General features: G+C 68.3%; 27 protein-coding genes and 1 riboswitch. Of the genes, 19 read left to right on the plus strand and 8 right to left on the minus strand.

What is annotated here, in order from left to right:
• The 12 genes from HNP48_RS21260 (at window position 1) to HNP48_RS21315 (ending at window position 11,808) form a co-directional block, all read left to right on the plus strand.
• Window positions 1-1,785, plus strand: coding sequence for a nitrite/sulfite reductase (locus tag HNP48_RS21260; RefSeq protein ID WP_184860790.1), 1,785 nt, complete (start codon window positions 1-3; stop codon window positions 1,783-1,785).
• A gap of 26 nt (window positions 1,786-1,811) precedes the next feature.
• The gene (locus HNP48_RS21265) at window positions 1,812-2,201 is read left to right on the plus strand and encodes a DUF934 domain-containing protein (RefSeq protein ID WP_184860792.1); all 390 of its coding nucleotides are present in this window, start codon (window positions 1,812-1,814) and stop codon (window positions 2,199-2,201) included.
• 33 nt (window positions 2,202-2,234) lie between these two features.
• Window positions 2,235-2,858: a phosphoadenosine phosphosulfate reductase family protein gene (locus HNP48_RS21270; protein WP_184860794.1), complete on the plus strand. Its 624-nt coding sequence runs from the start codon at window positions 2,235-2,237 to the stop codon at window positions 2,856-2,858.
• Window positions 2,859-2,877: 19 nt separating this feature from the next.
• Entirely contained in the window at window positions 2,878-3,828 is a 951-nt protein-coding gene (cysD, locus tag HNP48_RS21275) for a sulfate adenylyltransferase subunit CysD (RefSeq protein WP_184860796.1), read from the plus strand.
• Entirely contained in the window at window positions 3,828-5,180 is a 1,353-nt protein-coding gene (locus tag HNP48_RS21280; protein ID WP_184860798.1) for a sulfate adenylyltransferase subunit 1, read from the plus strand. The genes cysD and HNP48_RS21280 overlap by 1 nt, the downstream gene beginning before the upstream one ends.
• Before the next feature lie 135 nt (window positions 5,181-5,315).
• Window positions 5,316-5,645, plus strand: a complete 330-nt coding sequence (gene fdxA / locus HNP48_RS21285; protein ID WP_184860800.1) for a ferredoxin FdxA — start codon at window positions 5,316-5,318, stop codon at window positions 5,643-5,645.
• Between the two features lie 23 nt (window positions 5,646-5,668).
• Complete coding sequence (locus tag HNP48_RS21290) at window positions 5,669-6,745, plus strand: NAD(P)/FAD-dependent oxidoreductase (protein ID WP_184860802.1); 1,077 nt, start codon at window positions 5,669-5,671, stop codon at window positions 6,743-6,745.
• Between the two features lie 56 nt (window positions 6,746-6,801).
• Window positions 6,802-7,503, plus strand: a complete 702-nt coding sequence (locus HNP48_RS21295; protein WP_184860804.1) for a response regulator — start codon at window positions 6,802-6,804, stop codon at window positions 7,501-7,503.
• Window positions 7,500-8,816 (plus strand): ATP-binding protein, encoded by a 1,317-nt coding sequence (locus HNP48_RS21300; protein ID WP_184860806.1) that lies wholly within the window; start codon window positions 7,500-7,502, stop codon window positions 8,814-8,816. The genes HNP48_RS21295 and HNP48_RS21300 overlap by 4 nt, the downstream gene beginning before the upstream one ends.
• Before the next feature lie 979 nt (window positions 8,817-9,795).
• Window positions 9,796-10,866, plus strand: a complete 1,071-nt coding sequence (locus HNP48_RS35205; RefSeq protein ID WP_221480299.1) for an intradiol ring-cleavage dioxygenase — start codon at window positions 9,796-9,798, stop codon at window positions 10,864-10,866.
• Window positions 10,867-11,057: 191 nt separating this feature from the next.
• Complete coding sequence (locus tag HNP48_RS21310; RefSeq protein WP_184860808.1) at window positions 11,058-11,234, plus strand: hypothetical protein; 177 nt, start codon at window positions 11,058-11,060, stop codon at window positions 11,232-11,234.
• 118 nt (window positions 11,235-11,352) lie between these two features.
• A complete protein-coding gene (locus tag HNP48_RS21315; protein ID WP_184860810.1) occupies window positions 11,353-11,808 on the plus strand; it encodes an ABC transporter substrate-binding protein in 456 nt (151 codons plus the stop codon).
• Window positions 11,809-11,863: 55 nt separating this feature from the next.
• Here HNP48_RS21315 and HNP48_RS21320 read toward each other — a convergent pair whose 3' ends face one another.
• The 4 genes from HNP48_RS21320 to HNP48_RS21335 all read right to left on the minus strand — a co-directional run bounded on the left by HNP48_RS21320 (window position 11,864) and on the right by HNP48_RS21335 (window position 14,817).
• Window positions 11,864-12,409 (minus strand): Rrf2 family transcriptional regulator, encoded by a 546-nt coding sequence (locus HNP48_RS21320; RefSeq protein ID WP_184860812.1) that lies wholly within the window; start codon window positions 12,407-12,409, stop codon window positions 11,864-11,866.
• Between the two features lie 81 nt (window positions 12,410-12,490).
• Window positions 12,491-12,892 carry a hypothetical protein gene (locus tag HNP48_RS21325; RefSeq protein ID WP_184860814.1) on the minus strand — a complete coding sequence of 134 codons (402 nt, stop codon included), beginning with the start codon at window positions 12,890-12,892 and terminating at the stop codon, window positions 12,491-12,493.
• A 316-nt stretch (window positions 12,893-13,208) separates the two neighbouring features.
• Complete coding sequence (locus tag HNP48_RS21330; protein WP_184860816.1) at window positions 13,209-13,556, minus strand: hypothetical protein; 348 nt, start codon at window positions 13,554-13,556, stop codon at window positions 13,209-13,211.
• Between the two features lie 76 nt (window positions 13,557-13,632).
• Window positions 13,633-14,817 (minus strand): esterase-like activity of phytase family protein, encoded by a 1,185-nt coding sequence (locus HNP48_RS21335; RefSeq protein ID WP_184860818.1) that lies wholly within the window; start codon window positions 14,815-14,817, stop codon window positions 13,633-13,635.
• Between the two features lie 165 nt (window positions 14,818-14,982).
• On the opposite strand from HNP48_RS21335, the gene HNP48_RS21340 reads away from it, so the two are divergent.
• Entirely contained in the window at window positions 14,983-15,519 is a 537-nt protein-coding gene (locus tag HNP48_RS21340) for a hypothetical protein (RefSeq protein WP_184860820.1), read from the plus strand.
• A 34-nt stretch (window positions 15,520-15,553) separates the two neighbouring features.
• Here HNP48_RS21340 and HNP48_RS21345 read toward each other — a convergent pair whose 3' ends face one another.
• Window positions 15,554-16,120 carry a hypothetical protein gene (locus tag HNP48_RS21345; protein WP_184860822.1) on the minus strand — a complete coding sequence of 189 codons (567 nt, stop codon included), beginning with the start codon at window positions 16,118-16,120 and terminating at the stop codon, window positions 15,554-15,556.
• Window positions 16,121-16,272: 152 nt separating this feature from the next.
• A riboswitch (TPP riboswitch) is annotated at window positions 16,273-16,380 on the plus strand.
• 101 nt (window positions 16,381-16,481) lie between these two features.
• On the opposite strand from HNP48_RS21345, the gene HNP48_RS21350 reads away from it, so the two are divergent.
• Window positions 16,482-17,771, plus strand: coding sequence for a cytosine permease (locus tag HNP48_RS21350; RefSeq protein WP_184860824.1), 1,290 nt, complete (start codon window positions 16,482-16,484; stop codon window positions 17,769-17,771).
• Between the two features lie 27 nt (window positions 17,772-17,798).
• Here HNP48_RS21350 and HNP48_RS21355 read toward each other — a convergent pair whose 3' ends face one another.
• Together HNP48_RS21355 and thiD are read right to left on the minus strand one after the other, a co-directional pair.
• On the minus strand, window positions 17,799-18,455 hold the full coding sequence (locus HNP48_RS21355; RefSeq protein ID WP_184860826.1) for an SMI1/KNR4 family protein: 657 nt from the start codon (window positions 18,453-18,455) through the stop codon (window positions 17,799-17,801).
• Between the two features lie 30 nt (window positions 18,456-18,485).
• Window positions 18,486-19,349, minus strand: coding sequence for a bifunctional hydroxymethylpyrimidine kinase/phosphomethylpyrimidine kinase (thiD, locus tag HNP48_RS21360; protein ID WP_184860828.1), 864 nt, complete (start codon window positions 19,347-19,349; stop codon window positions 18,486-18,488).
• A 240-nt stretch (window positions 19,350-19,589) separates the two neighbouring features.
• Here thiD and HNP48_RS21365 point away from each other — a divergent pair, with 240 nt between their 5' ends.
• Genes HNP48_RS21365 through HNP48_RS21380 form a run of 4 tightly spaced genes read left to right on the plus strand, consistent with a single transcriptional unit; the run spans window position 19,590 to window position 22,640 of the window.
• The gene (locus tag HNP48_RS21365; protein WP_184860830.1) at window positions 19,590-20,714 is read left to right on the plus strand and encodes an FAD-dependent oxidoreductase; all 1,125 of its coding nucleotides are present in this window, start codon (window positions 19,590-19,592) and stop codon (window positions 20,712-20,714) included.
• Window positions 20,715-20,716: 2 nt separating this feature from the next.
• Window positions 20,717-20,914: a sulfur carrier protein ThiS gene (gene thiS, locus HNP48_RS21370; RefSeq protein WP_184860832.1), complete on the plus strand. Its 198-nt coding sequence runs from the start codon at window positions 20,717-20,719 to the stop codon at window positions 20,912-20,914.
• A gap of 18 nt (window positions 20,915-20,932) precedes the next feature.
• Window positions 20,933-21,739 carry a thiazole synthase gene (locus HNP48_RS21375; protein ID WP_184860835.1) on the plus strand — a complete coding sequence of 269 codons (807 nt, stop codon included), beginning with the start codon at window positions 20,933-20,935 and terminating at the stop codon, window positions 21,737-21,739.
• Window positions 21,732-22,640: a thiamine phosphate synthase gene (locus HNP48_RS21380; protein ID WP_184860837.1), complete on the plus strand. Its 909-nt coding sequence runs from the start codon at window positions 21,732-21,734 to the stop codon at window positions 22,638-22,640. The genes HNP48_RS21375 and HNP48_RS21380 overlap by 8 nt, the downstream gene beginning before the upstream one ends.
• Window positions 22,641-22,701: 61 nt before the next feature.
• Here HNP48_RS21380 and HNP48_RS21385 read toward each other — a convergent pair whose 3' ends face one another.
• The gene (locus HNP48_RS21385; RefSeq protein WP_260420322.1) at window positions 22,702-24,975 is read right to left on the minus strand and encodes a hypothetical protein; all 2,274 of its coding nucleotides are present in this window, start codon (window positions 24,973-24,975) and stop codon (window positions 22,702-22,704) included.
• A 106-nt stretch (window positions 24,976-25,081) separates the two neighbouring features.
• Here HNP48_RS21385 and HNP48_RS21390 point away from each other — a divergent pair, with 106 nt between their 5' ends.
• Window positions 25,082-26,605, plus strand: coding sequence for a 3-hydroxyacyl-CoA dehydrogenase (locus HNP48_RS21390; RefSeq protein ID WP_184860839.1), 1,524 nt, complete (start codon window positions 25,082-25,084; stop codon window positions 26,603-26,605).
• Window positions 26,606-26,729 lie beyond the last annotated feature (124 nt).

Raw genomic sequence — 26,729 nt, forward strand, 5'->3', positions numbered from 1 at the left:
ATGTACCAATACACAGAATTCGACAAGCAGTTCGTCCACCAGCGCTCGCACCAGTTCCGCGACCAGCTCGAGCGCTGGCAGGCCGGCAAGCTGACCGAGGACGATTTCCGCCCGCTGCGCCTGCAGAACGGCTGGTACGTGCAGCGCTATGCACCCATGCTGCGCGTGGCCGTGCCCTATGGCGAGATCGCCAGCCGCCAGTTGCGCGTGCTGGCCACCATCGCACGCGACTACGACGAGCCCGAGGCGGCGGTGTTCAAGGCCGCCATGGAGGGCCAGGGCCTGCTGGGCACCACCTTCCTGCCCAAGAACTGCGCGCACTTCACCACGCGCACCAATGTGCAGTTCAACTGGATCCCGCTGTCGAAAAGCGCCGACGTGATGGACCTCTTGGCCAGCGTGGACATGCACGGCATCCAGACCAGCGGCAACTGCATCCGCAACACCACCACCGATGCCCTGGCCGGCATCGCCGTGGACGAACTGATCGACCCACGCCCCTACGCCGAGATCCTGCGCCAGTGGACCACGCTGCACCCCGAGTTCGCCTTCCTGCCGCGCAAGTTCAAGATCGCCATCAGCGGCGCCGCCGATGACCGCGCCGCCACCGGCTGGCACGACGTGGGCCTGCACATGGCCAGGAACGCGGCCGGCGAGATCGGTTTCAAGGTCTTCGTGGGCGGCGGCATGGGCCGCACCCCGGTGGTGGGCACCGTGATCCGCGAGTTCCTGCCCTGGAACCAGATCATGAACTACATCGAGGCCATCGTGCGCGTGTACAACGAGCATGGCCGCCGCGACAACAAGTACAAGGCACGCATCAAGATCCTGGTCAAGTCCGAAGGCCAGCAGTACATCGACGATGTGGAAGAAGAGTACCGCCAGATCATGGAGATCGACGGTGGCCCCCACACCGTGCCCCAGGCCGAGTTCGACCGCGTGGCCGCCTGCTTCGTGCCCCCTGTGCTGGCCGACATCGCCGATGCCGACCCGGCCGCACTCGACGCCGCGCTCAAGGCCCAGGCCACCGAGCATGTGGCCTTCGGCCGCTGGTTGCAGCGCAATGTGCATGCGCACAAGAATGCACAGCTGCGCGCCGTGACCCTGTCGTTCAAGCGCCCCGGCCAGTCGCCCGGCGACGCCACCAGCGAACAGCTCGTGGCCCTGGCCGATCTGGTGGACAAGTACTCCGCCGGCGAAGCCCGCGTGACGCACGACCAGAACGTGCTGCTGCCCTGGGTGCACGCCAGCCGCCTGTTCGACCTGTGGCAGGAAGCCAAGGCCCTGGGCCTGGCCAGCGCCAACGTACAGCTGCTCACCGACATGATCGCCTGCCCCGGTGGCGACTTCTGCGCGCTGGCCAACGCCCGCTCGCTGCCCATCGCCGAGGCCATCACGCAGCGCTACCAGGACCTCGACGAACTCGACGACCTGGGCGAGATCGACCTGCACATCAGCGGCTGCATCAACAGCTGCGGCCACCACCACAGCGGCCACATCGGCATCCTGGGCGTGGACAAGGACGGCAAGGAGTGGTACCAGGTCACGCTGGGCGGCTCGGACGGCTCCGAGCTGTCGGGCCCTGCCGTCGCCGGCAAGGTGATCGGCCCCTCGTTCTCGGCAGCCGAAGTGCCCGATGTGATCGAGGCCGTGCTCGGCACCTACCGCGACCTGCGCGAAAGCGGCGAGACCTTCCAGAGCACCGTGCGCCGCACCGGCCTGGACCCGTTCAAGGAAGCCGCCAAGACCGCCCGCCACAAGGAAGAAACCGTGGCTGCGGCCTGAGCCCCCGACAAAGAGACAGACTCCCCATGAAGATACTTGCATCCCAAGACCACCAGGCCCCGGCCGAAGGCGACACGCGCACCGTCACGCTGGCCAACGATGCCGATGCGCTCAAGCTCAGCCTCGACGGCGTGGAGCGCGTGGACCTGCATTTCCCCAGCTTCACCGATGGCCGCGCCTTCAGCCAGGCGTTTCTGCTGCGCCGCCGCCGCGGCTTTGCGGGCGACATCCGCGCCACGGGCGACGTGCTGATCGACCAGTTGGTGCAGATGCAGCGCACGGGCTTCTCGTCGGCCGTGCTGCGCGATGGCGTGGACCCGGCCGACGCCCAGCGCCAGTTCGAGAGGTTCTCCGGCTTCTACCAGGGTGACGCGGTCCACCCCCAGCCGATCTTTGCCGACAAGGCCGCAGCGTAAGCCAGGCCCGGGCCCTGCCACACCCCACACACCATGAGCCAATTCGATCTCGCATCCGTCAACGCCGAACTCGGCCGCAATGCCGAAGGCCTCGTCGCCTGGGCCCTGGGCCTGGGCCAAAGCCCCATCGTCACCACCAACTTCCGCCCCTTCGAGGCCGTGATCCTGCACATGGTGAGCCGCGTGCAGCCCGATGTGCCGGTGGTCTGGATGGACAACGGCTACAACACCGAGGCCACCTACCGCTTTGCCGACGAAGTGACGAAACAGCTCGGCCTGAATCTCAAGATCTACCTGCCGCGCCGCTCGCGCGCGCACCGCGAGGCGGTGGAAGGCGCCACGCCGGGGCTGGACGACCCGCGCCATGCCGCCTTCACCGAGGAAGTGAAGCTCGAACCCTTTGCCCGCGCCCTGCGCGAGACCGCGCCCAAGGTCTGGTTCACCGCACTGCGCGCCAGCGACACCGCCGTGCGCGCACAGATGGACCCGGTGAGCATCAACCCCGACGGCCTCATCAAGGTGGCGCCGCTGCTGCACTGGTCGTCCAAGGAGCTGTACGAGTACTGCCAGAAGCACGGCCTGCCCAACAACTTCGACTACGTGGACCCCACCAAGGGCGAAGAGAACCGCGAGTGCGGACTGCACATCGCGCATTGAACCCACCGCAGAACCGACCATGAACGCCCGCACCGATGCCGCGCTGCTGCAGAACAAGAACATGAGCTACCACCTGAACAATTCGCACCTCGACGCCCTGGAAGAAGAAACCATCTTCATCCTGCGCGAGGTGGCCGCTGCCTTCGAGCGCCCCACCCTGCTGTTTTCGGGCGGCAAGGATTCGCTGGTGATGCTCAAGTGCGCAGAGAAGGCCTTCGGCGCGGGCCGCATCCCCTACCCGCTGCTCATGATCGACACGGGCCACAACTTCCCCGAGGTCACGGACTTCCGCGATCAGCGCGCCAAGGAACTGGGTGCCGAGCTCATCGTGCGCAGCGTGGAAGACTCCATGGCGCGCGGCACGGTGCGCCTGGCCCACCCGGGCGAGAGCCGCAACGTGCACCAGTCGGTCACGCTGCTCGAAGCCATCGAGGAGTTCCGTTTCGACGCGCTGATCGGCGGCGCCCGCCGCGACGAAGAGAAGGCCCGCGCCAAGGAGCGCATCTTCTCGCACCGCGACAGCTTCGGCCAATGGCAACCCAAAGCCCAGCGCCCCGAGCTGTGGACGCTGTTCAACACCCGGCTGCAGCCCGGCGAGCACTTCCGCGTGTTCCCCATCAGCAACTGGACCGAGCTCGATGTATGGCAGTACATCGACCGCGAGCAGATCGGCCTGCCCAGCATCTACTACACGCACAAGCGCGAGGTGGTGGACCGCAAGGGCCTCTTGATGCCCGTGACCGAGCTGACCCCGCCGCGCGAGGGCGAGAAGGTCGAGACGCGCGATGTGCGCTTTCGCACCGTGGGCGACATCACCTGCACCGCACCGGTGGAAAGCACGGCGGCCACGCCAGGCGAGATCGTCATCGAAACCCTGGCCGCCGACGTGAGCGAGCGCGGTGCGACCCGCATGGACGACAAGACGAGCGATGCCTCGATGGAAAAGCGCAAGAAGGACGGGTATTTCTGATGACCACCGCACAAACGACCGCACCAGCCACCGGCACCCAGGGCAACAGCCACGCATCGGCCCTCAAGTTCATCACCTGCGGCAGCGTCGATGACGGCAAGAGCACGCTGATCGGCCGCCTGCTGGTGGACAGCAAGGCCGTGCTGCAGGACCACCTGGCCGGCGTGCAGCGCCAGGGCGAGACCGACCTGGCCCTCTTGACCGACGGCCTCTCGGCCGAGCGCGAGCAAGGCATCACCATCGACGTGGCCTACCGCTATTTCGCCACCGAAGAACGCAAGTTCATCATCGGTGACGCCCCCGGCCATGAGCAGTACACGCGCAACATGGTCACCGCCGCGAGCAGCGCCGACGCCGCCGTGGTGCTCGTCGATGCGACCAAGCTCGACTGGCAGAACCCGGACCTCGCACTGCTGCCGCAGACCCGCCGCCACTCGCTGCTGGCCCACCTGCTGCGCGTGCACTCGCTGGTGTTCGCCGTGAACAAGCTCGACGCCGTGGCCGACCCGGCCCTGGCCTTCGCCCACATCAGCGCGGCCCTGGCCAAGTTTGCGCAGGCCGCGGGCATCGCCGTGCGCGCCACGGTGCCCGTCTCGGCCCTCAAGGGCTGGAACGTGGTCGACGCCCACGCCGGCTGGTGCGGCTACAACGGCCCCACCTTGCTCGCCGTGCTGGAGCAGTTGCCCAACACGCCGGCCGACACGGGCCTGGCGCTGGCCTTCCCGGTGCAGTGGGTCGAAAAATTCTCGTCCTCGTCCGACACCTCGCAGGGCCGCCGCGTGTTCTGGGGCCGCGTGGCCGCCGGCAGCGTGGCGCCCGGCACGGCCGTGCAGATCTTCCCGAGCGGGCAGATCGCCACCGTGGCCCAGGTGCTGGACCATGCGCGCCGCCCCGTGGGCGTGGATGCGGGCCAGAGCGCCGGCATCATCCTCGACCGCGAGGTGGACGTCTCACGCGGTGACTGGATCCTGGCCGCCCCCACGGCCGCAGCCGCTGCCGAAGACGATTTCGACACGCCTGCCGCCGTGCCCGCCTGGCCCGCCAGCCGCGAGCTGTTGACCACCGTGGCCTGGATGGACGACGAGCCCCTGGTGGCCGGCCGCGTGTACTGGGCGCTGCATGGCCACCGCTGGGTCAAGGCCAAGGTCAAGCGCGTGGTGCACCGCCTGGACATCAACACCCTGGCCGAGGAGGCCGCCACGCAGCTCGACCCCAACGCCATCGGCCATGTGGAGCTGCTGCTGCAGGAGCCCCTGCCCGCCGCCTCCTTCGCCCAGGCGCGCGTGCTCGGTTCGCTGATCCTGGTCGACACGGCCAGCCACAAAACGGCCGGTGCCGTGCTGGTTAATTGATCCGCATTCGCAACCAGAGCGCATTTGCCTGTCCAAAAACCATGGGTCACCCCTGAAGACCCCTGGTCCTCGCAACCCAAGGCCGGTGAAAGCTTCTAAAATCGAGGGTTTTCACCGACCCACACACGCCCCGTCATGACCCACGTCGTTTCCGAAAACTGCATCAAGTGCAAGTACACCGATTGTGTGGACGTCTGCCCCGTCGACTGCTTCCGCGAAGGCCCGAACATGCTCGTCATCGATCCCGATGAGTGCATCGACTGCGCCGTCTGCATCCCCGAGTGCCCGGCCAACGCCATCTTTGCCGAAGAAGACCTGCCGGCCGACCAGATCGCCTTCATCAAGATCAACGCCGACCTGGCCTTTGCCGACGGCTGGAAGAGCATCACCAAGCGCAAGCCCGCCCTGCCCGACGCCGACGAGTGGAACGGCAAGCCCGGCAAGGTCAACGAGCTGGCCCGCTGAGCGACATCGCACGTTCGCCCCCGGTGTCCACGCCCACGCAGCCCTCCTCCCCCATCGCCACGGATGCCGTGGTCATCGGTGCAGGCCCCGTGGGCCTGTTCCAGGTCTTCCAGCTCGGCCTGCAGGGCATCACCGCCCATGTGATCGACGCGTTGCCCCATGCCGGCGGCCAGTGCGTGGAGCTGTACGGCGACAAGCCCATCTACGACATCCCCGGTGTGCCCGTGTGCAGCGGGCGTGAGCTGGCGGCCTTGCTGCTGCGGCAGATCGCACCGTTCAAGCCGCACTGGCACCTCTCTGCCCTGGTTGCCTCCGTGGCGCTGCAGGACGACGGGCGCATCCTTGTAGAAACGAACCAGGGACAGGCTTTGCTGGCCCGCGCGGTCTTCATCGCCGCAGGCGTGGGGGCCTTCGTGCCACGCACGCTCAAGGTCGAAGGCATCGAAGCCTGGGTGGGCACGCAGGTGCACTACCAGCATCTGCCCGCCGGCACCCCGGTGGCCGGCCAGCGCGTGGTGGTGCATGGCGGCGACGATGCCGCCGTGGCCCATGCCATCGCGCTGGCGACGCTGCCCACGGCCGAGGCGCCTGCCAGCATCCGCCTGCTGTACCGGCGTGATGCCTTCCAGGCACCAGCCGAACAACTGCAGCAGCTGCAAGCCCTGCGCGATGCCGGGCGTGTCCAGGTCATCGTGGGCCAGATCACCGGGCTGGTGGCCGAGGCCGGGCGCCTGGCCGCGCTGCAGGTGGTGGACACCGAAGGCCAGAGCGCCAACGCGCCGGTGGACTGCCTGATCGCCGCGCTGGGCATCTCGCCGCGCCTGGGCCCGATTGCCGACTGGGGCATCGCCATCGAGCGCAAGCAGTTGGTTGTGGACACCGCCAGCTTCCGCACCAGCGTGCCCTGCATCTTCGCCGTGGGCGACATCAATACCTACCCGGGCAAGCGCAAGCTCATCCTGTGCGGCTTCCATGAAGCCACGCTGGCCGCCTTTGCCGCGGCCGAGGCGCTTACCGGTGACAAGGTGGCGCTGCAGTACACGACCACCAGCCCGCGCCTGCATGCGCTGCTGGGCGTGGCCACGCCCCAAGCGTCCTAGCACCGCCGGGCTGTTGTGCTACCTTCGGCCCAATCCCACTGCGACAAGATTCCTGCATGACCCGCTGCCTGCTGGTGGATGACGATCCCGCCATCCGCACCCTGCTGCTCGACTACCTGGCCAACTTCGGCTTTTCCACCGAGGCCGTGGGCGACGGCCGGGGCATGCGCGCCGCCCTGGCGCGCCAGGGCTTCGATGTGGTGCTGCTCGATTTGATGCTGCCCGACGAGGACGGGCTGTCCCTGTGCCAGTGGGTGCGCCGCGACCACGGCCAGTTGCCAGTGATCGTGCTCACCGCCCAGGGCGACCCCATGTCGCGCGTGCTGGGCCTGGAGCTCGGGGCCGACGACTACCTGGCCAAGCCCTTCGAGCCGCGCGAGCTGGTGGCTCGCATCAAGGCCGTGCTGCGGCGCGGCGCGGCGCCCCCGCCGCAGGCCGACGCACCCCAGGTGCGCTTCGAGGGCTGGACCTTCGACCGGCTGCGGCGCGAACTGGTCTCGCCCGACGGCACCGTGGTGGCCCTGTCCAGTGCCGAGTTCCGTTTGCTCGAGGCCTTCACCGCCCACGCGGGCAAGGTGCTCAGCCGCGACCGGCTGCTCGATCTCTCGCGCGCGCCGGGCGTGGTGGTCAGCGACCGCAGCATCGATCTGGCCGTCTCGCGCCTGCGCGGCAAGCTCGGTGAGGGCCAGCGCGACCGGCCGCTGATACGCACCATGCGCGGCGAGGGCTATCTGTTCGACGTCGAGGTGCAGCGGTGACGAAACCTGCGCCCCCAGGCCGACGCTGGAACTGGCGCCGCCTGGACACGCTGTTCCTGCGCCTGTTCATCCTGATGTGGGTGGCACTGGCGGGCAGCCACCTGGTGGCCTACCTCACGGTCACCAAGCTGCGCCACCAGCAAGACCTCTCGACCACGCTGTCGCGCCTGCCCCCCCTGGCCACGCTGCCGCCGGGCAACCCCATCACCGGAGCCGGCGTGCCGGGCGGGCCGCCCAGGCCAGGGCCAGGGATGGGCCCAGGCGGGCCACCGCCCATGGGCGGTGAACGCATGGCCCCACCGCCGCTCCTGCAGCCCCCAGGCGGTACGGCTGCGGGCGGCGAAGGCCGGGGCCCCAACCCCTTCACGGCGGGCAACCCGCCGCGCGTGGGCGGCCCCATGCCCATGAATTCGCTGTGGATGGACTATGGCATCCGCTTCGTGCTGATCGGCCTGGCAGCCTTCCTGGGCGCGCGCTGGCTGTCGCGCCCCATGCTGCGCCTGTCCCATGCGGCCAGCGCGCTGTCGCAAAACATCGACAAGGGCGGCAAGCCGCCCGTGATCGACGAGACCCTGGGCACCGTGGAAGTGCGCAACGCCGCCCAGGTGTTCAACCAGATGTCGCAGCGCCTCAAGGAGCAGTTCGACGCACGCGGCCTGCACATGGCCGCCGTGTCGCACGACCTGCGCACCCCCCTCACGCGGCTGCGCATGCGCGTGGCCCAGTGGCCCGAGGGGCCGGCCCAGCAGGCCGCGATCAACGACATCCGCGAGATGGACGAGATGATCGGTGACACCCTGGCCGTGCTGCGCGAGCAGCACGAGGGCAGCGAGGCCCGCTCCATCGACCTGGTGGCCCTGCTCCAGGCCCTGGTGGACGACCTGGCCGACCAGGGCCTGCCGGTGGAGCTGCTGCCGCCGGCCACCGATGTGCCCGTGCGCGTGCGCGCCCGCACGGCCGCGCTGCGCCGCGTGATCGGCAACCTGGTGGGCAATGCCGTGCGCCATGGCGGCGGCGCCACCCTCACCGTGCACGCCCTGCCCGAGGGCGTGGTGCTGCACATCGACGACTCGGGCCCCGGCATTCCCGAGGCGCAGCTGGAGCAGGCCCTGGAGCCCTGGGTGCGCCTGTCGCAGGATGCGGCGCCCCCCGCCCATGCCATGGCGGGCGAGCTGCCGGCGCGCACGGCCGGCTATGGGCTGGGCCTGGCCATTGCGCGCGACCTGGCGGAGCGCGATGGTTGCCGGCTGAGTTTGCACAACCGGGCCGAGGGGGGATTGCGGGCGCAGTTGGTGATGCCGCTGGCGGGTTGACTGCTGTGTGTGGTGATGCGGTGCATCTGCCGCTGTTTTGAGCGGCATGCTTTGATTGAAGGCGGAGGCCGGGATGTGCGCCCGGCGGCGCACCTACTTTCTTTTTGCGCAAAAAGAAAGTAGGCAAAGAAACAGCGCCCCGCTGTCTGCGTCCCTCCGCTGCGCTACGGGCAACCTGCGATGCTCGGTCCTGGGGTGGCGTCGCGGAACTCACTTCGTTTGGCCTGCGGCCAAACTCCGTTCAAACATCCGCGACGAGCTAGACAACGAAGTGCGTGTGTCCTTCGGCACACGCACCCACCCCAGGCCCTGCGCTTCTCGGCGCAGCCAGAAGGGGTGGGAGCGGGGCCAGGGACGGCTGCTGCTACGCAGCTGCGCCGGGTGTCGGTTACGCGCTGCGCGCTGCCGACGCGTGGGCGCGATCGCCCTGCCCAGGCCGAAGCGCAGCGAGGCAAATCGGGCCGAGCGAAGCAATGGCCCGTGTCGGTATCCACCCCCTTCTGACCGTGCCGAGAAGCGCAGGGCCTGGGGTGAGCGCGTGCCGAAGGACACGCGCATCGTTCTCTGACTCACCGTGGATGTTTGAGCGCAGTTCACCCGCAGGGGGAACGCAGCGAGTTCCACGGTGCACACCAGGACCGAGCATCGCAGGCTGCCCCCAGCGCCCAACAGGGCGATGGGGGACGCGGGCAGCGGGGTCGTCTTTTCTTGGCCTACCTTCTTTTGACGAAGCAAAAGAAGGTAGGTGCGCCGCCGGGCGCACATCCCGGCTCCCGCTCACTGAAAAAGCACACGGTAACCACCACTACAGCCATTCCAACAACAGCCCAGCAGAATCCATCATTTCATCCAAGACACAAACTGCATATACAAAACTTACAGGCTGGCGAGACACTGTGCACACGGTCACCCAGCCAGTCCGCCAAATGCAACGCGACTCGGGTGAGTGGTTTTCTCTTTCAACAGAACCTGCAAGCCCATGAACAACGCCCTGTACCACGACGACGACACCGCCCACCACCACGGGCTCCCGCACGACCTCAAGACCCTGACCCGCCAGGCCGCCACGCGCCGCAACGCGCTGCGCTGGCTGGCCGTGGGGAGCATGGCCCCCCTGTCCCTGCTCTCGGGCAACAGCATGGCCGACACGGCCAGCGATACCAGCACCGTGCTCAACTGGGCCCAGGCCACCTACCCGCAGTGGTTCCCGGCCAGCTCGGCCGTGGCGCAGAGCAACGCCAATTTCATCTTCCGCTTCTACCCCACCACCGACAACTACCTGGGCGTGAGCCTGCAGGACTCCAACCTGTATGCCTATGGCCGCGAGACCGGCTATGCCTTCCTGAACCTGGGCCCCCTGTCCCACTGGGTCAGCATGGCCGCGGGCGGCGCCACCAGCCAGACCTGCAGCATCATTCCGCAGGAGACGGCCGGCCCCTACCCCGGCGATGGCTCCAACAGCAACCAGTCGGGCGTGGCCAATGCGCTCACGCTCTCGGGCATCGTGCGCAGCGACATCCGTGCCAGCATCGGCGGCGCCACGGGCATCGCGGCCGGCATCCCGCTGCGCGTGGAACTGGAGCTGGTCAACACCGCGTCGAGCTGCGCCACCCTCTCGGGCTATGCCATCTACCTGTGGCACTGCACGCGCGACGGCCTGTACTCCATGTACTCGAACGGCGTCACCGCCGAGAACTACCTGCGCGGCGTGCAGGAGACCAGCGCCTCGGGCGTGGCCACCTTCCAATCCATCTTCCCGGGCTGCTACTCGGGCCGCATGCCGCACATCCACTTCGAGGTGTACCGCAACCTGGCCAGCGCCACGCGCGGCGCCAATGCCATCCGCACCTCGCAGATGGCCTTCCCCACGGCCGTGTGCCAGCAGGTCTACACCACCGATGGCTACAGCGCGAGCGTGCGCAACCTCTCGCAGATCAGCTTTGCCACCGACAACGTGTTCAGCGACGGCGTGTCGCTGCAGACCGCCACGGTGACGGGCGACAACACCAGTGGCTACGTGGCCAAGCTGCGTGTGGGCGTGAGCGGCTGAAGCCCCACGATCCCATCCCTTTTCTCTGATTCCCTCCCTTGGGTGCCTCCGGCTTGCCGGGGCACCCCTTTTTTTGGCCGCGCCGGGAATGTGCGAACCAGCGCAGTCTCACTACAGCGAAACCTCCCATCGGCCTACAGCATGCTGGCCTGCCCGTGCCCAGAATGGGCCCACGACACCGGGAGCCGATCATGAGCGCCATCGCCTACAAGGACACCTACCAGTTGGTCTTCGACCGGCTGACCGAACAGGACTCGACCACGGCGGAGCGCACGGCGCGGCTGCTGGCGCAGGTCATCGACCACCTGGAGCAGCGCCGCGAACTCGACCGCCAGGAAATCGAGGAGATGGTCCACAAGCTGGGCTGACACGGTGCGCCCAGGGCGGGTGGGTATCCATGCGCAACCAATGCCTTTGGCGCCGCAGGGCCAAAGGCCGGTTCAGTAGCATGGCCCATCACCTTTCACAAAGGACCTGGACCACCCCATGAACGCATCGCTTCGCACCACCTCGGCCATCCTCGCGCTGGCCATCGCCTCCCTGACCGCTCCGACGCTCGCCCACGCCAAGCGCATGGGCGGCAGCAAGCCTGCTGCAGCGCGCCCAGCGCCCGCCCCGGCACCCGCCGCCCCGGCCGCCACCGCCGCGCCCAAGGCCCCAGCCACTCCCAGCACCCCGGCCGCTGCTGCAGCGGCCGCACCTGCAGCCGCCGCAGCACCCGCGGCGCGCCCCGGCATCGGCTCCACCCTGGGAGCCGCCGCCGTAGGCGGCGTGGCCGGTGCCATGGTGGGCAGCGCCCTTGCCGCCCCCTCGAGCGCCGACAAGGAGAAGGAGGCCAAGGCCAAGGAAGCCGAGGCCGCCGAGAAGGAAGCCAAGGAGTTGCAGCGCAAGGCCGACGAAGCCAAGGCCAAGGCGGAAGCGGCACGCGCTGCCGCCAAGTAAGCCGGACAAGCCGCTGCCGCGGCGGGCCAGTCCGGTCCGCCGTCGCATGGATGGCTTACTCGAGCGCCCGGGAAGCAGCGCCCAGCGCAAAAACGGAGTTGGGAACCCCTTCCCGTGGCAGTTGCGGCCGCGGTTTCAGGCGCTTGGCCGGGCTGTCCTTTTCCACCACTGCTGGCGGGCGGGCCTGGCTTTCAATGGGCCCCTGCTGGCTCACCAGCTCGGCCACGGACACCGATGCGAGGTATTCCATCACCGAATGGTTGAAGGCGGCCCAAAGGTCCGCCGTCATGGCGCCCTGCGAAGTGCTCATGGCATCGGCCGACCGGCCAGCGCCCCCCGGCTTGCCGACCTCCGAGGCCAGCACGATGTCGGCCACCGAGATGTCACGCGCGCCCCGGGCCAGGGTGTAGCCGCCACCGGGGCCCCGGGTGCTCACCACCAGCCCCGCCTGGCGCAGGCCGCTGAAAAGCACTTCCAGGTAGGACACGGATATCCCATAGCGCTCGCTCAGCGCGGACAGCGCCACCGGGCTGCCCACGGAGCGGGACGCCAGGTCCACGATGGCGACGACGGCAAATTTGCTGCGGGTGGTCAGGCGCATGGCTTGCGGCTCCAAAGAGGGGGTTGGGGGCGCTTTGCGAGCGCCCGGTTGTTGTAGTTGTTCTTGTGCATGCGTGTTCTTTCAGGCATCGGCGCAGCCTTTTTGCACCACCCGCAGCAGCAGCTGCATCCAACCGGCGTGGCCCCAGTCGAGCGCTTCCAGCACCGAGGCCGCGGGGGCCTGCCCGCGGGCCAGGTCCACGTCGAAGGTGCCGTCGGCCTTGTCGGCCGCCACCTGGACGGCAGCGCCCAGCAGCGGAATCTCCAGCGGCGGCCGCGGCCCGCCCGGCCCGTCGGCGTCGATGCGCAGCACGCAGCCGGGCAGCAGCCCGTAGCTCCAGCGGCGCTCCGGGTGGGCCTCGGCCCCCAGCGTGTTCATGTGCGCCAGGCGCTGGGCCTGGGTCATGCTGAACGGGTCCGACAGCGGCGCATCCTGCTTCGGGTAGCCATCCATGCAGGCGGCGCCCAGGGCGATGGCGGTCACTGCAAAGGCCAGACGCCACCGCCCCCAGAGGGCAAGCGGCCACGGCGCGGTCGAATAGGCCCCGGTCATGAGGACTTCCCGGGTTGGACAAACCCTGGGGCGGGAGGATGGGCGATTTCCATGGTGAATCTCAGGGGCCGGGCCCGCACGCTCCAGAGCTGGCAGCGCAGGGGGATCCGACGGATCAATGCGAAGGGGTCGCGCAACAGCCAAGTGCGCGCGGCGCAAGGCTGCGAGAAAGGCAGCCAGCGAGGGGAAACGGTTTCCGTTCGGAAGCGAACGGGAGAGCCGGCCGGAGGCCGGACGGATGCCCGGCTCAGGCGAGGAGGCCTGGGGCTTTTGGTGGCTTGTGCGGCGGCGCAAGCGCCACGGAGGGCGTGCGCACCGGCGCCAGGGGGATCAGGCTTTTGGCTGCAACGGCACCGGCATCGGCCAGCACCCGGGGCTGCAGCAGGTCCGGAAAGTCCTGCCGGTCATCGAGCAGGGCGTGGTCGTCCGCATCGGAATTGGCGCCGGGGGTTTCGTGCCCCGGTGCGGTCTGGCTCAGCACGGCCAGGTCCTGCTGCGGCTCGAACGGTGGCAGGGGTTTGCTGGAGCCGACGACGGAAATCCCCACGCACAGCAAAAAGTGCAGGAGGAAGACGGCGACAAGGCTCCGGAACATGGTGGCCAATTATAGGCAGCATGGCGGGCCCCCCAGGCCCGCCATGCATTCACATTGCCATCGGCAATGACCCAGATCAAGGAAGCACTTCGAACACCAGGTACTGGTTGCGGTCAGTGGCCGAGTCGGCCGTCGGGAAGTTGTCATCCGCCACCACCACCAGCGAGTCGCGCCCATTGGCCAGCTTGGGGCCAAAGGTGATGCCTTCCAGATTGGCGATGCCGCCAAGCTGGGCCTTCAGGGCTTCGAAGTCGAGCACCAGGCGCTTGGTGACCGGCGTGTAGCTGGACCCGGCCAAAGCGGACGTGGCCAGCACATTGGTGGCATTGGCCGTGTTGATCTCGTACAAGCGTGCCTGGTTGCCCACCACGCCGACCGAGAAGCTGCGCTCCAGCACCAGGAAGCGCGTGGAGCTCAGGGCCAGGATCTCGGTGGCACCGCTCACCGTGAACTGGTCTGCCGGCACGGGCACGGCCTGCACCTTGTCCACGGGGTAGGCGTACTGCGCCACGGCGGCACCGGTGCTGCGGTCGAACATCGTGATGCGCGAGACGCTGCCGGCCGTGGTGGTCGAGGCGGGGCCGTCCTGCAGCAGCGCACCCTCCATCAGCACGGCGGCGCGGCTGTTGTCGGGCGTGAAGGCAATGCCCTCGAAGGCCAGGTTGCCGCGCGGGCCGGTGTTGTCGGCCGACATGCGGAACATCGCGGGGATCTGGTACTCGCGCACATGCGTGCCGTCGGGGCGGATCTCGCGGATGAAGGGGTCGATGATGCGCGCGGCCGTGGTGCCCGAGGCCAGCGTGCGGTCGCCCTCGCTGACCCAGACGTAGTTGCCCGTGGCGCGGTCGATGCGCACCGACTCGGGGTCGGCCACCAGCGGATCGGGCACCTTGGGGTAGACCGCGCCATTGGGCTGCTTCATGCTGAAGGTGGAGAGAAACTGCACACCGCTGAAACTGCTGGTGTCGTAGTTCAGGCGCACGGTGTACATGCGCGGCGCATTGGCCGAATCGGACGTGGTGCGGTCGTCCGACAGCAGGATGAACTGGTTGCTCTTCTCGTCGTAGTCGATGCCCGAGATGCCGCCCACCACCGTGCCCTGGTACTCCATGCGGCGCGGCAGGATCTGCTGGCCGATGAGGCGCAGGGAGCCGACGCTGCGCTCGCCGCTGTTGTTGTCGTCGCTGCCGCCGCAGGCGGCGAGCAGTGCGGTGGCGGCGCACACGGCGCCCAGCGTCCAGAGACTGCGAAGAACTGTCATTGTGGTTTTCCCCTCGTGAGTAAAGCGGGGGAGTCTAGGGAGGGGATATGACAGAACGGAGACCGCGGGATGGCAGATGGAGCCCCTCCAGTGCCTGCAAGACGGGACAGCGATGCTAAATTCGCGCAGCGAAAAGGATCACTGTGCTGCTATTGAAACTTTCATGTGCCAGTTGCTCAGCCCCCCCTTGAGATCAGCGAGGATCTGGAGCGTTTCTCCTGCAGCTACTGCGGAACCGAACAGATCGTCAAACGTGCTGGAGGGGCCGTCTGGCTGAAAAAAATCGAGACAGCGGTTCGGGACGTGCAGAAGGGCACGGACCGTACGGCGGCGGAGCTGGCCCTGGTGCGACTGGAACGTGAGCTGGAAGCAGCCCGGGAAAGCAGGGAAAAGTTGATACGTGAAGCGCAGGCAAAGCGCAACCTGGCCCAGGCTAGACGGTTGATGCAGTGCCTTATCCCATTCGCGGCTGTGTTCCTGATAGGCCCTCTAATCATCCTGCTGCTCGATGAATCGTTCAGCGGCTTGTCCATCTTTGTCTGGCTTGCGGCTTGCGTGGGTGTCCCAGCGCTCGCTTTCCAGTCGATCAAGGTGCTCCCCATCGATATTCAGCCCGCACTGGCCGAGATAGACGGACGAATCGCGCAAATCCAGGAACGCATGGAGATGAACCGCAGCATTCTGGACGCACCGCCGGCCTGACGGTGTACTGTGGCTATGAACGCCATCACCGCCATCAAGTCGGCAGCGTATCCAGAATGCGCCGGTTCGCCTTGATGTGCTCCCGGACCCTGTCGATCTTCTCGTCCAGGTGCTCCGTCTCTTGCACCAGATCGATTTTCGGTAGCTTGGTCTCCCTATACACCAAGGCGGGGGTCCCGATCGCTACGATCCAAAAAACCACAATCTTCAAGATCTCACCCAGTGTGGACTTCGGCTCGATCGGGCTCACAAAGATCGCCCAGAGGATCACAACGACGAACGTGGCGATGATTGCCATGGTGTGCCTGCCGGTTTTGGCATGCTCCACCCGCAACTGCACCCGATGCACTATCTGCGCCCTTTGGCTCATGAGCTCATCGAGTTCACGGGTCAAGCGCGGCATGGCCAGTTCCGCGGCCGTCCGATCCGTGCCCCTTTGCACTGCGTTGATCGCCGCCTCCAGCTTGCGCGTGCACACCACCCCGCCCGAGCGCTCGACGATCTGGGCTGTCCCACAGTAGCTGCAGGTGAATCGCTCCAGATCCGCACGCACCTCCAGCGGCGCAGAGCAGTTTGCACAAGACAAGGTCAACAACTGCACGACGATCCCCTCCTTTGAGTCGACCGAATCTACCATCGGTGACCGAATGTAAAAGCCCCATATGTCGCAGGGGCCCGAATGAAGTGCTGGCGACCTGCGCGCCCTCGGCATACCCGCCACGACGCGGACGTTGCGCTTCTGGCGATAGAATCGCGCCCAGCTAGGGGTGCCGAAGCCGGGTAACAACCGGCCGAGGCTGAGAGAGTCCCTTTGAACCTGATTGAGATCATCCTCGCGCAGGGAAGCAGTCCGCATACGCCATACCTGGCGCCCTGCCCTCGCGGCTGGTGCGTTGGGGTCCAGCCAGTACGCTGCCGACCCTGCTCTGTCGTCCATTGATTGAACGGAGAGCCCGACCACCATGTCCGCCCATGCTTCCCCCTCTGCCGCCGCGCCCGCCAACGAGGCGCTGGCCCCGGTCAGCCCCGACCGCCGCGTCTTCCAGTGGCATGACCATGCCTCGCTCTGGTTCAGCCTGGGCGTGGGCCTTCTGGTCATGCAGGTGGGCAGCTACCTCATGCCAGCATTGGGCACCAAAGAGGCATTGATAGCCATCGTCGCCGGCTCCATCGTGGGTGCGGGCCTGCTGGGCTGGGTGGCCAAACTCGGTTGCGACAGCGGGCTGGCGAGCGCGGGGCTGATGCATGCGGTCTATGGCCGCACGTTTGCCGGCCTGCCCATCCTTCTGAACATCGTGCAGCTCGTGGGCTGGGGCACGTTCGAGCTGGTGGTGATGAGCGAGGCCACGGTGGCCATCGGCCGCCAGTCGGGCAGCATGGCGGGCGGCCAGTGGCCGGTGCTGGCCACACTGCTGTGGGGTGGCGTGGTGGTGCTGCTGATCAGCGCCTCCATGGTGCAGCTGGTGCGCAAGCTGATCGCACGCATCGCACTGCCGCTGGTGGTGCTGTCGCTGCTGTGGCTGAGCTGGCAGTTCCTCTCGCTGGCCAACGCCCAGGGCTTTGCGCAGTTGTGGAATCGACCCGGCACCGGCGGCATGGGCGTGCTGCCCGCGCTGGACCTGGTGATCGCCATGCCGATCTCGTGGCTGCCACTGGTGGCCGACTATGCGCGCCATGGCCGAAGCGGCGGCGCCGCGCTGCGCGGCACCTGGCTGGGCTATGCGCTGGCCAACATGTGGTGCTACACGCTCGGTGTGCTGGTGGCGCTGACCTTGCCCAGCAAAGACCTGGTGCAGGCCCTGCTGCTGGCCCAGGGCGGGCTGATCGCGCTGTCGCTGATCCTGATCGACGAGGTGGACAACGCCTATGGCGACACCTACTCGGGCGCCGTATCGGCCCACAGCCTGCTGCCGCGCTGGGGCGTGCGCCGCTGGGGCGTGGCCATGGCCGTGGCCTGCACGGCCCTCGCACTGGTACTGCCCATGCACAGCCTGGAGCCCTTCCTGCTGCTGCTCAGCTCGGTGTTCGTGCCGCTGTTCGGCGTGATCCTGGGCCGCCTGGCCTTCGGCAGCGATGCCCCGGCGCTGCTGGCGCGCGTCCCCCAGGTGAACTGGCTGCCCGTGGGCCTCTGGCTGCTGGGCATTGCGGTCTACCACCTTGCGCCGCTGGTGCTGCCGGGCGCTGGCTCGGCGCTGCCGGCGCTGGCCTTCAGCTTTGGGGCGGCCTGGGCCACGCGCCCCAGGGCCGCCTGAAGCTGGCTGCGCCGCCAGGGGCGGCGCTTACCAGTGGTTTTCCTCCAGCCGGCGGCCCAGCTCCGCAGTGCACTTGCGGATGCGGGGTTCCAGCAAGTCATCCAGCGACAGGGTCACGGCCCCGACGTTGTGGTACAGCTCGTTCCATTCGCGCTCCCCGGTATCGTGCCCGTAGGGCAGCTGAAAGAAGCTGCCGTTGCGGTGGAACGCCAGCAAGGTGACATAGGCACTGCTGTAGCTGTGGCTGACCTCGCCGAACAGCACCATGTCCTCGCGCAGGGGGCGGAGTTGCTCGGGCGACAAGTGGTTGTCGAACTCGGCCGGCGATCCATAGGTGGCCAGGCCGCCGTACAGGAAGGGCCATTCGGGGCGCTTGCTGCTGTACTGGCCGGGCGGGCGGATCAACTCCTCGATCGACGGAATGCGCACGCTGCAGTAGCGGTACTCCTCGAAGATGTCGAATCCGCCGTGGTTCAGGTACAGCGCCTTGAGCGGACCGGGCAGCGCAAAGCCGATGCGCTGCTCGAAGGCATCGATGGCGGCCGGCGTTTCCGGCCCGTGCTCGGTGGTGCCATAGAAACTCTCGATGTCCTCGGCCAGCCAGTCTTCCTGGCTGGCATGGACCTGCTGCATCACTTCTTCGGAACGGGTCTTGTGCTGTTCGAGGGCGTCCAGATACGACATGGGTGCTTGGGCTTGTGGGGTTGGAAAGGGTCAGAAAATCCGCTGCGCCACCGGCGCATAACCGTGGTTCAGCGGGCCATGGCCGCCACCGGTGACCACCTTGGCACCAGCGGCGATGGCGCCCAGGATATAGGCCCGGGCGCCCTCCACCGCCTGCTGCAGCGGCAAGCCCAGGGCCAGGTGCGAGGCAATGGCGGAGGACAGCGTGCAGCCCGTGCCATGGCCATTGTGCGTGGCGATGCGGGCCGACTGCAAGCGGTGCCCGGCCTGGCCGGGCGCCGTGGCCAGCACGTCCACCACCCAGTCGCCGGGCAGGTGGCCGCCCTTGAGCAGGGCCGCGCGCGCGCCCAGCCCCAGCAGGTCTTGCGCGGCCTGCTCCAGGTCATCGGGGCCCGCCAGGGTGCGCCCCAGCAGCCAGCCGGCCTCGTCGAGGTTGGGCGTGATCAGCTCGGCCAAGGGGAACAGCTCCTGCACCAGCACGCCGACCGTCTCCTGGGCGATCAGGCGGTCGCCGCTGGTGGCGACCATCACCGGGTCGAGCACCACATGGGGCAGGCGGTATTCGCGGATGGCGTTGGCCACCACGTGCACCACCTCGGGCGAATGCAGCATGCCGATCTTCACGGCGTCCACGCCGATGTCCTGCACCACGGCGTCGATCTGGGCCTTGAGCATCTCGGGCGGGATGCCATGGATGCCTGTCACGCCCAGCGTGTTCTGCGCGGTGATGGCGGTAATGGCCGTCATGCCATAGCAGCCCAGGGCGGCAAAGGTCTTGAGGTCGGCCTGGATGCCCGCGCCGCCCCCGCTGTCGGAACCGGCAATCGAGAGCACGCGCGCGTAGCGCGGGGCTGTGGCGGGCCCTGCGGCCGCGTTGGAGGGAGCTGAAGTCATGGACAAAAATTATCGCCCATGACCTGGGTCACCCCGGGCAAAGAGGCAATGTGCTGTAATTGCAGCTTACGGACGAAACAGGGGTGTCCCGCCCATGCGGCGCGCGACTGAGAAATACCCTGGGGCGGCACACCCGCGGCCCCGCTACCCGATCCAGGTCATGCTGGCGTGGGGAGTTTCCACAGCGACGGAAGAAAGCCACCATCCCGTTTTGTCCACCTGTTGCATACAGCTGGACGCATGAATCCTCCTTCCTCCTCGTTCGCCATCCTGGGTGCCGGCCTCATGGGCCGGCTGCTGGCGGTCGAACTCGCACGCCAGGGGCATGGCGTGGACATCTATGACGCCGCCGGGCCGGCGGCCGAGCAGTCGGCCGCCACGGTGGCCGCCGCCATGCTGGCGCCGCTGGCCGAGTCGGCCGTGACCGAGCCCGGCGTGGTGCGCATGGGCCAGCATGCCCTCGCCCGCTGGCCGCAGCTGCTCGCGCGGCTGGCGCAGCCCGTCTTCTTCCAGCAGCAAGGCACGCTCATCGTCTGGCACCGGCAGGACGCGGCCGAGGCCCAGCGCCTCACACGCCAGTTGCAGGCCAACCAGCGCGCCATCCCCGAGCTGCCTGGCTTGCAGGAACTCGACAGCGCGGGACTGAACGGCGTGGAGCCGGCGCTCGCGGGCCGCTTCGCCCGGGGCCTGTACCTGCCCGGCGAGGGCCAGCTCGACAACCGCCAACTGCTGGCCGCCCTGCTGCACGAGATGCAGCGCCTCCACGTGCGCATGCACTGGCATGCGCCGCGCCACCCCGATGCCTTTGCGCCCGGCGAGCCCGGCCAGCCCGACTGGGTGCTGGACTGCCGCGGTCTGGGCGCGCGTGACCCCTGGCGCGCGCTGCGCGGCGTGCGCGGCGAGGTGGTGCGTGTGCATGCACCCGAGGTCACGCTGCAGCGCCCCACGCGCCTGGTGCACCCGCGCTACCCGATCTACATCGCGCCCAAGGAAGACCACCTCTTCGTGATCGGCGCGACCGAGATCGAGTCCGACGACCTCTCGCCCGCGAGCGTGCGCTCCACATTGGAGCTGCTGAGCGCGGCCTATGCCGTGCACAGCGGCTTTGCCGAGGCACGCATCGTCGAGGTGGCCACGCAATGCCGCCCCACCCTGCCCGACAACCTGCCCGCCATCCGCCAGCAGCGCCCGGGCGTGCTCGAGGTCAACGGCCTGTACCGGCACGGCTTCATGATCGCGCCGGCCATGCTGGACGTGGTCATGGAGGTGCTGGGCACGGGCCGTTCCGCCCTGGCCCCCCGATTCGATCTGAACCTGCAACTGCTGGAGCGCCAGCTCCGCGAGCCTGCTGCCCCTGTCCTTTGACCATGAACGTTTCCATCAACCAGATCCCACACGAGCTGCCCGAGGGCGCCACCGTTGTCGATGCCGTGGCCGCCATCGAAGCGCGCCCTCCTTATGCCGTGGCCGTGAACACCGTCTTCGTTCCCAACAGCCGCTATGCGGCGCAGTCGCTGCAGCCGGGCGACAAGATCGAAGTCATCTCCCCCGTCACCGGCGGCTGAACCCTCCCCTCCTGCACCATGACCACCTCCAACGACCCGCTGGTCCTGTACGGCCAGACCTTCCACAGCCGTCTGCTGCTGGGCACCTCGCGCTACCCCTCGCCTGCCGTGCTCGAAGCCGCCGTGCAGGCCTCACGCCCTGCCATGGTCACGGCCTCGCTGCGCCGCCAGGGCAGCAACCCGGCCGAGTCGGGCAGCAGTTTCTGGGAGCTGCTGCGCCGCCTCGATGTGCCCGTGCTGCCCAACACCGCCGGCTGCCACAGCGTGCAGGAAGCCATCACCACGGCGCAGATGGCGCGCGAGGTGTTCAACACCCCATGGATCAAGCTCGAGCTGATCGGCGACGACTACACCCTGCAGCCCGACACGCTGAACCTGGTGGGCGCGGCCGAGCACCTGATCAAGGAAGGCTTCCAGGTGCTGCCCTATTGCACCGAGGACTTCGTGCTGTGCCAGCGCCTGGTGGACGTGGGCTGCCAGGCCGTGATGCCCTGGGCCGCGCCCATCGGCACCGGCCGTGGGCCGGTGAACCCCTATGCGCTGCAGATGCTGCGCGAGCGCCTTGACGTGCCCATGCTGGTGGATGCCGGCCTGGGCCTGCCCTCGCACGCCTGCCAGGTGATGGAATGGGGCTACGACGGCGTGCTGCTCAACACCGCCGTGGCCCTGGCGCAGGACCCCGTGGCCATGGCCGGCGCCTTTGCCAATGCCGTGCACGCCGGCCGCACGGCCCGCCTGGCCGGCGCCATGACGGCGCAAGACGCCGCCCAACCCAGCACCCCCGTGCTGGGCACCCCCTTCTGGCACCACGACGACCATGCCTGATACCGCACCGACCGAACTGGCCAAGGCCATCGTGGCGCACCACGCCGCCACCTTTGCGGGCTTTGCGCCCGAGCCCGTGCCGGCCCCCACCTCCAGTGAACCCGCCTACCTGGCAGCGCTGCATGCAGCCAGCACCCTGGGCTTCATCGCGCACGATGCCGAATGCATCGCCCGCGCCTGGCAGGCGCGCACCCTGCGCACCGGCGCCATGAACCCCGAAACCTGGCCCGACGAGCCGCTGGATTTCGGCCTGCAGGCCGTGCCGCGCGCCCAGGCCTTCGCCCCCGGCCCCGATGCCCTGGGCCTGTATGCCGTGCTGCCCGATGCTGCCTGGGTGGGCCGCATGGCCCGTGCGGGCGTGCCCACCGTGCAGTTGCGTTTCAAGTCCGACGACCCGACCGCGATCGAGCGCGAGGTCAATGCCGCCGTGCAGGCGGTGCAGGACACCGGGGCCCTGCTGTTCATCAACGACCACTGGCGCGCCGCGATCAATGCGGGCGCCTATGGCGTGCACCTGGGGCAGGAAGATCTCGACGCACTGAGCCCTGCGGATCTGCAGACCCTGCGCCATTCGGGCGTGCGCCTGGGGGTGAGCACGCATGGCTATGCCGAGATGCTGCGTGCCGATGCCGTCGGCCCGAGCTACATCGCCATGGGCGCCGTGTTCCCGACCACGCTCAAGAAGATGGCCACGGCCCCGCAGGGCGTGGGCCGGCTGCAGGGCTATGCGCGGTTGCTGCGCCATTACCCGCAGGTGGCCATCGGCGGCATCGGCGCCGAGCAGTTTCCCGAAGTGCTGGCCACGGGCGTGGGTTCGGTGGCCGTGGTGCGCGCGCTGGTCAATGCGCCCGACCCCGAGGCTGCCGCGGCTGCGTTGATGCAGGCGATGAAAGCCGCCTAGCAGCGGTGCAACACAGCAGCCCCAAAAAGAAAACAGGCCCCAAGGAGGGCCTGTTTCTTTTTTACTTCTTGCGTCCGTGCTCGTCCTGGCGCTGCTCCAGCTCCAGGCGCAGCTCCATGAGGTCGTTCTCGGCGCCAAAGCCCACGGCCTGGCCGGGCGGCGGCGGGGGCGTGACGGGCACGGGTGGCAGGTCGCTCAGCGTGAGGTGCAGGGGTTCGGACAGGTCCACGTCCAGGTTCACCGAGGACTTGGTATAGGTCGCAGGCGGGTTGCGCGGCTGCGCCGAGCCCAGCGGCGCCGGGGCCGAGGACACTCCGGCGATGGGGGCCATGCCCGAGGTAGGTTCCAGGCTCAGTTCGGCCGGGCCGGACTGCCGGGCCACCGGGGCTGGTGCGGAGGACAATGGCTCGGTACTGCCGAAGTCGAACTCCAGACTGGCAGCCAGCGAGTCGAGCGGGAAGTCCGGCTCCGTATCGTCCAGCGGCGACCGGAATTGCATGCCCAGGCCCTTCTCGACCGCCGCCTCGAAGGACTCCTCCACAGGCGTGGTGCGCTTGCGCGGGGGTGGCGCCCCGCGCTGGCTCGGTGGCGTGGTCTGCGCAATGCCCAGCAGCAGCAGCAGGTCGTCATAGGCCGCCAGGTCAAAAGGCTCCGCCGCCTGGTTGCCCGGGCGGTGGAACAGGAACTTGTCCAGCGTGTGCAGCACGTTCGGCGAGCTCCACTCGGCCTCGATCTCGGCCAGCGCATCGGGATAGCGGTCCAGCGGTCGGCCCTGGCGGTTGAAAGCCGAAAACTCGGGCACCTTGGCGTTGAAATAGCGCATGAACTGCGAGCGCAGCTGCATGAAGTCCTCGGCGCGGCTCAGCGTGTGGAACAGGCGCAGCAGTTCCAGGTAGGCCACCGGCGTGGTCTCCTTGTGGTCCACGATGTGCTTGCGCAGCACTTCCACGGCCTGGTTGTGCTCGCCCACCGAGACAAAGAACTCGGCCTGCTGCTGGATGTCGAACACATCGTCGGGGTTGACGATCTTCAGCGCCCGGGCCGGCTCCATGGCGGGGGCTGCCGGTTTGACCGGGGCAGGCGCCGGCACCCGCGCGGCGGCTGCCGCCACCGCGGTCGGCGCCGCGTACAGGGGTGCCGGCCCGGAGGCCGGCTTGGCATCCTTGAACAAGGGGGCGCTGCCGGAAGGTGCCCGCAGATCGCCCTTCACCGAAGGGACGGGCAGGGTTTCGAGCGGTTCCCACCCGGGATCGACCTGCCCTGCCGTGGGTGCGCTGGAGTCGACCGCGCTGACCTTGACCGACTCGCGCCACGACTTCTCGGACAAGGCGGCCTGGCGGCTGGCCCGCTGCCAGACCCAGGCCAGCAGGCCCAGCGCCAATGCCAGCAAGGCCCCCAGCACATAGACGACCGTGGCCGGAAAGCGCTCCTGCGCCTCGTCCAGTTGCTGCTGCAATTGCTGCGTGGTGGCGAGCTGCTGGGCCGAGCCCGCCTTCACGGCCTTGGCCTCGGCCTCCAGCACGCGCAGGCGCTCGGCGTCCTGCGCCAGGCTCTCCGGGGTGGCGTTCAAGGCCTTCCAGGCGGCAGCCGCTTCGGCACGCTGGGGCGAGGACTCCTCCGCCGGGGTGGACAGCAGCTGCGTCGTGGCACGCAGGGCCACCGGGCTTTCCAGCCACAGGTCCAGCGGCTCCAGCACCAGGCGCGGGCCGGCGGCGGGGGCAGGAGCCTGCGCATTGGCCATCACACGCGCGCTGCTGCGTGCCGGCGCGGCGGCGGCCGCACGCGGTGCGCGCTCCGCAGCGGGCGCAGCACTGGAGGCGGGCGCTTGGCGGCGTGCTGCAGCGGCAGTGCCACGGGCCGGCGCCCCGGCCACACCGCGCTCCAGGGAGGGAGAAGGCTCGGCCAGGCCCGATGCCGCGGCACCGGTGCCGCCCACCGGGACAGAGGGCACCACCGGCAAGGCCCCGGGCTGCGCAGCGGCGACGGGGGGGACTCGCCCAGGGGGGTCGGCCAGAAAGGTATAGCTGCGTGTCACCTTGCCCGTGCACCCGGCGGTGAGCGTGACGGTCAGCACCGGCTCGTCAATCACCGAGGTGGTCTGCACGCGCACGGAGGCGGCGCGCCCGGCCGATGCGGGCTGGGGCGTCACACGCACCCGGGAGGGGCTGACGGGCGTATCGCCCGCGACCAGGGTGGCTCCGATACATGACGACGCGACGTCAGAACCCTGGTCTGGCTGGATGTCGAAGCTCAGATCGACCGGCGAACCGATCACCGCGGCGCCCCGACCGCTGCCCAGCGAAAGCGCCGAAGCGCCCAGGGCTACGACCCACAAACCGGCTCCCAAAATGGTGTTACGGAGTTTCACAATAATTTCTGTTTTGAGCGCATCCCATTCTTGCACATAAGTGCGCGGGCATGTCCACAGCCATAATGGCGCTATGAAAATTCAGTTTCTCAACGTCGGCATCGTGGGTTCGGGCGCCATGGGCCGGGGCATCGCGCAGATCGCCGCCCAGGCGGGCAGCCAGGTCCATCTGCTCGACACCCAGGCCGGTGCAGCCCTGGCCGCCAGGGACAGTATCCACGACCAGTGGCAAAAACTCGTAGGAAAAAATCGCATTTCTGCAGAGCAGGCTGCAGCCTGGTCTGCGCAATTGCACATCGTTGACAATTCTGCGGGCCTGGCGCACTGCGACCTGGTGGTCGAGGCCATCGTCGAGCGCCTGGACGTCAAGCGCGGCCTGTTCGCCGACCTGGAGAAGGTGGTGGGCCCCGACACGGTGCTGGCCACCAACACCTCGTCGCTGTCGGTCACGTCCATCGCTGCCGGCATGCAGCGGCCCGGGCGCCTGGCGGGTTTCCACTTCTTCAACCCCGTGCCACTCATGAAGGTGGTGGAGGTGATCGCCGGGCTCAAGACCGAGCCGGCCGTCTGCACCGCCCTGTGCGAGTACGCCAAACAGATGGGCCACACGCCCGTGCTGGCGCAGGACACCCCCGGCTTCATCGTCAACCACGCCGGGCGCGGCTATGGCACCGAGGCCCTGCGCATCGTGGGTGAGGGCGTGGCCGATTTCGCCACCATCGACCGCATCCTGCGCGACCAGGTGGGCTTCAAGCTCGGGCCCTTCGAGCTCATGGACTTGACGGCGCTGGATGTCTCGCACCCGGTGATGGAATCCATCTACCAGCAGTACTACGACGAGCCGCGCTACCGCCCCAGCGTGATCACGGCGCAGCGCCTGGCCGGCGGCGTGGTGGGCAAGAAGGTGGGCGAAGGCTTCTACCGCTACGAGAACGGCGCCGCCCAGGTGCCCGCCGAGCCCCCGGTGCCCGTGGTGGACCAGATTCCGCCCGTCTGGGTGTCGCCGCGCGCCGCGCGCCGCGCCGAGCTGTACCAGCTGCTCAAGGACCTGGGCGCCACCATCGAGACCGGCACCTCGCCTTCTCCCAACGCCATCACCCTGGTGGCGCCGCTGGGCTTTGACGTGACCACCGTGGCCGTGGTGGAGCGGCTGGACCCGGCGCGCACCATCGGCATCGACATGCTGGTGGAGGAAGCGGCCACCAAGCGCCGCGTGCTGGCCACCAACCCCGCCACGCGCGTGGACATCCGCAACGCCGCGCACGCCCTGTTCGCGCGCGACGGCAAGCCAGTGAGCGTGATCCGCGACAGCGGCGGCTTCGTCACGCAGCGCGTGGTGGCCACCATCGTCAACATCGCCAGCGACATCTGCCAGCAAGGCATCTGCAGCCCACGCGACCTGGAGACCGCCGTCACCCTGGGCCTGGGCTACCCCCTGGGCCCGCTGGCCATGGGCGACCGCTGGGGCCCGACCAATGTACTGGAGGTGCTGTTCAACATGCAGACGGTGTACGGCGACACGCGCTACCGCCCCAGCCCCTGGCTGCGCCGCCGCGGCGCCATCGGGCTGAGCCTGACCCACGTGGAAGAAGCCTAATTCGGTACATCCCCCTGAGTCGCTGTCGCGCCTTCCCCCTTCTCTCGAATTGCTGTGCAATTCGGGAAGGGGGACGCAGCCAGTGCGGCGGGGCGGCCCTTGCACGGCTGCCCTGGCTTCGGCT

Origin of the sequence: Acidovorax soli (assembly GCF_014207955.1) — a bacterium.
GTDB lineage: Bacteria > Pseudomonadota > Gammaproteobacteria > Burkholderiales > Burkholderiaceae_C > Acidovorax > Acidovorax soli_A.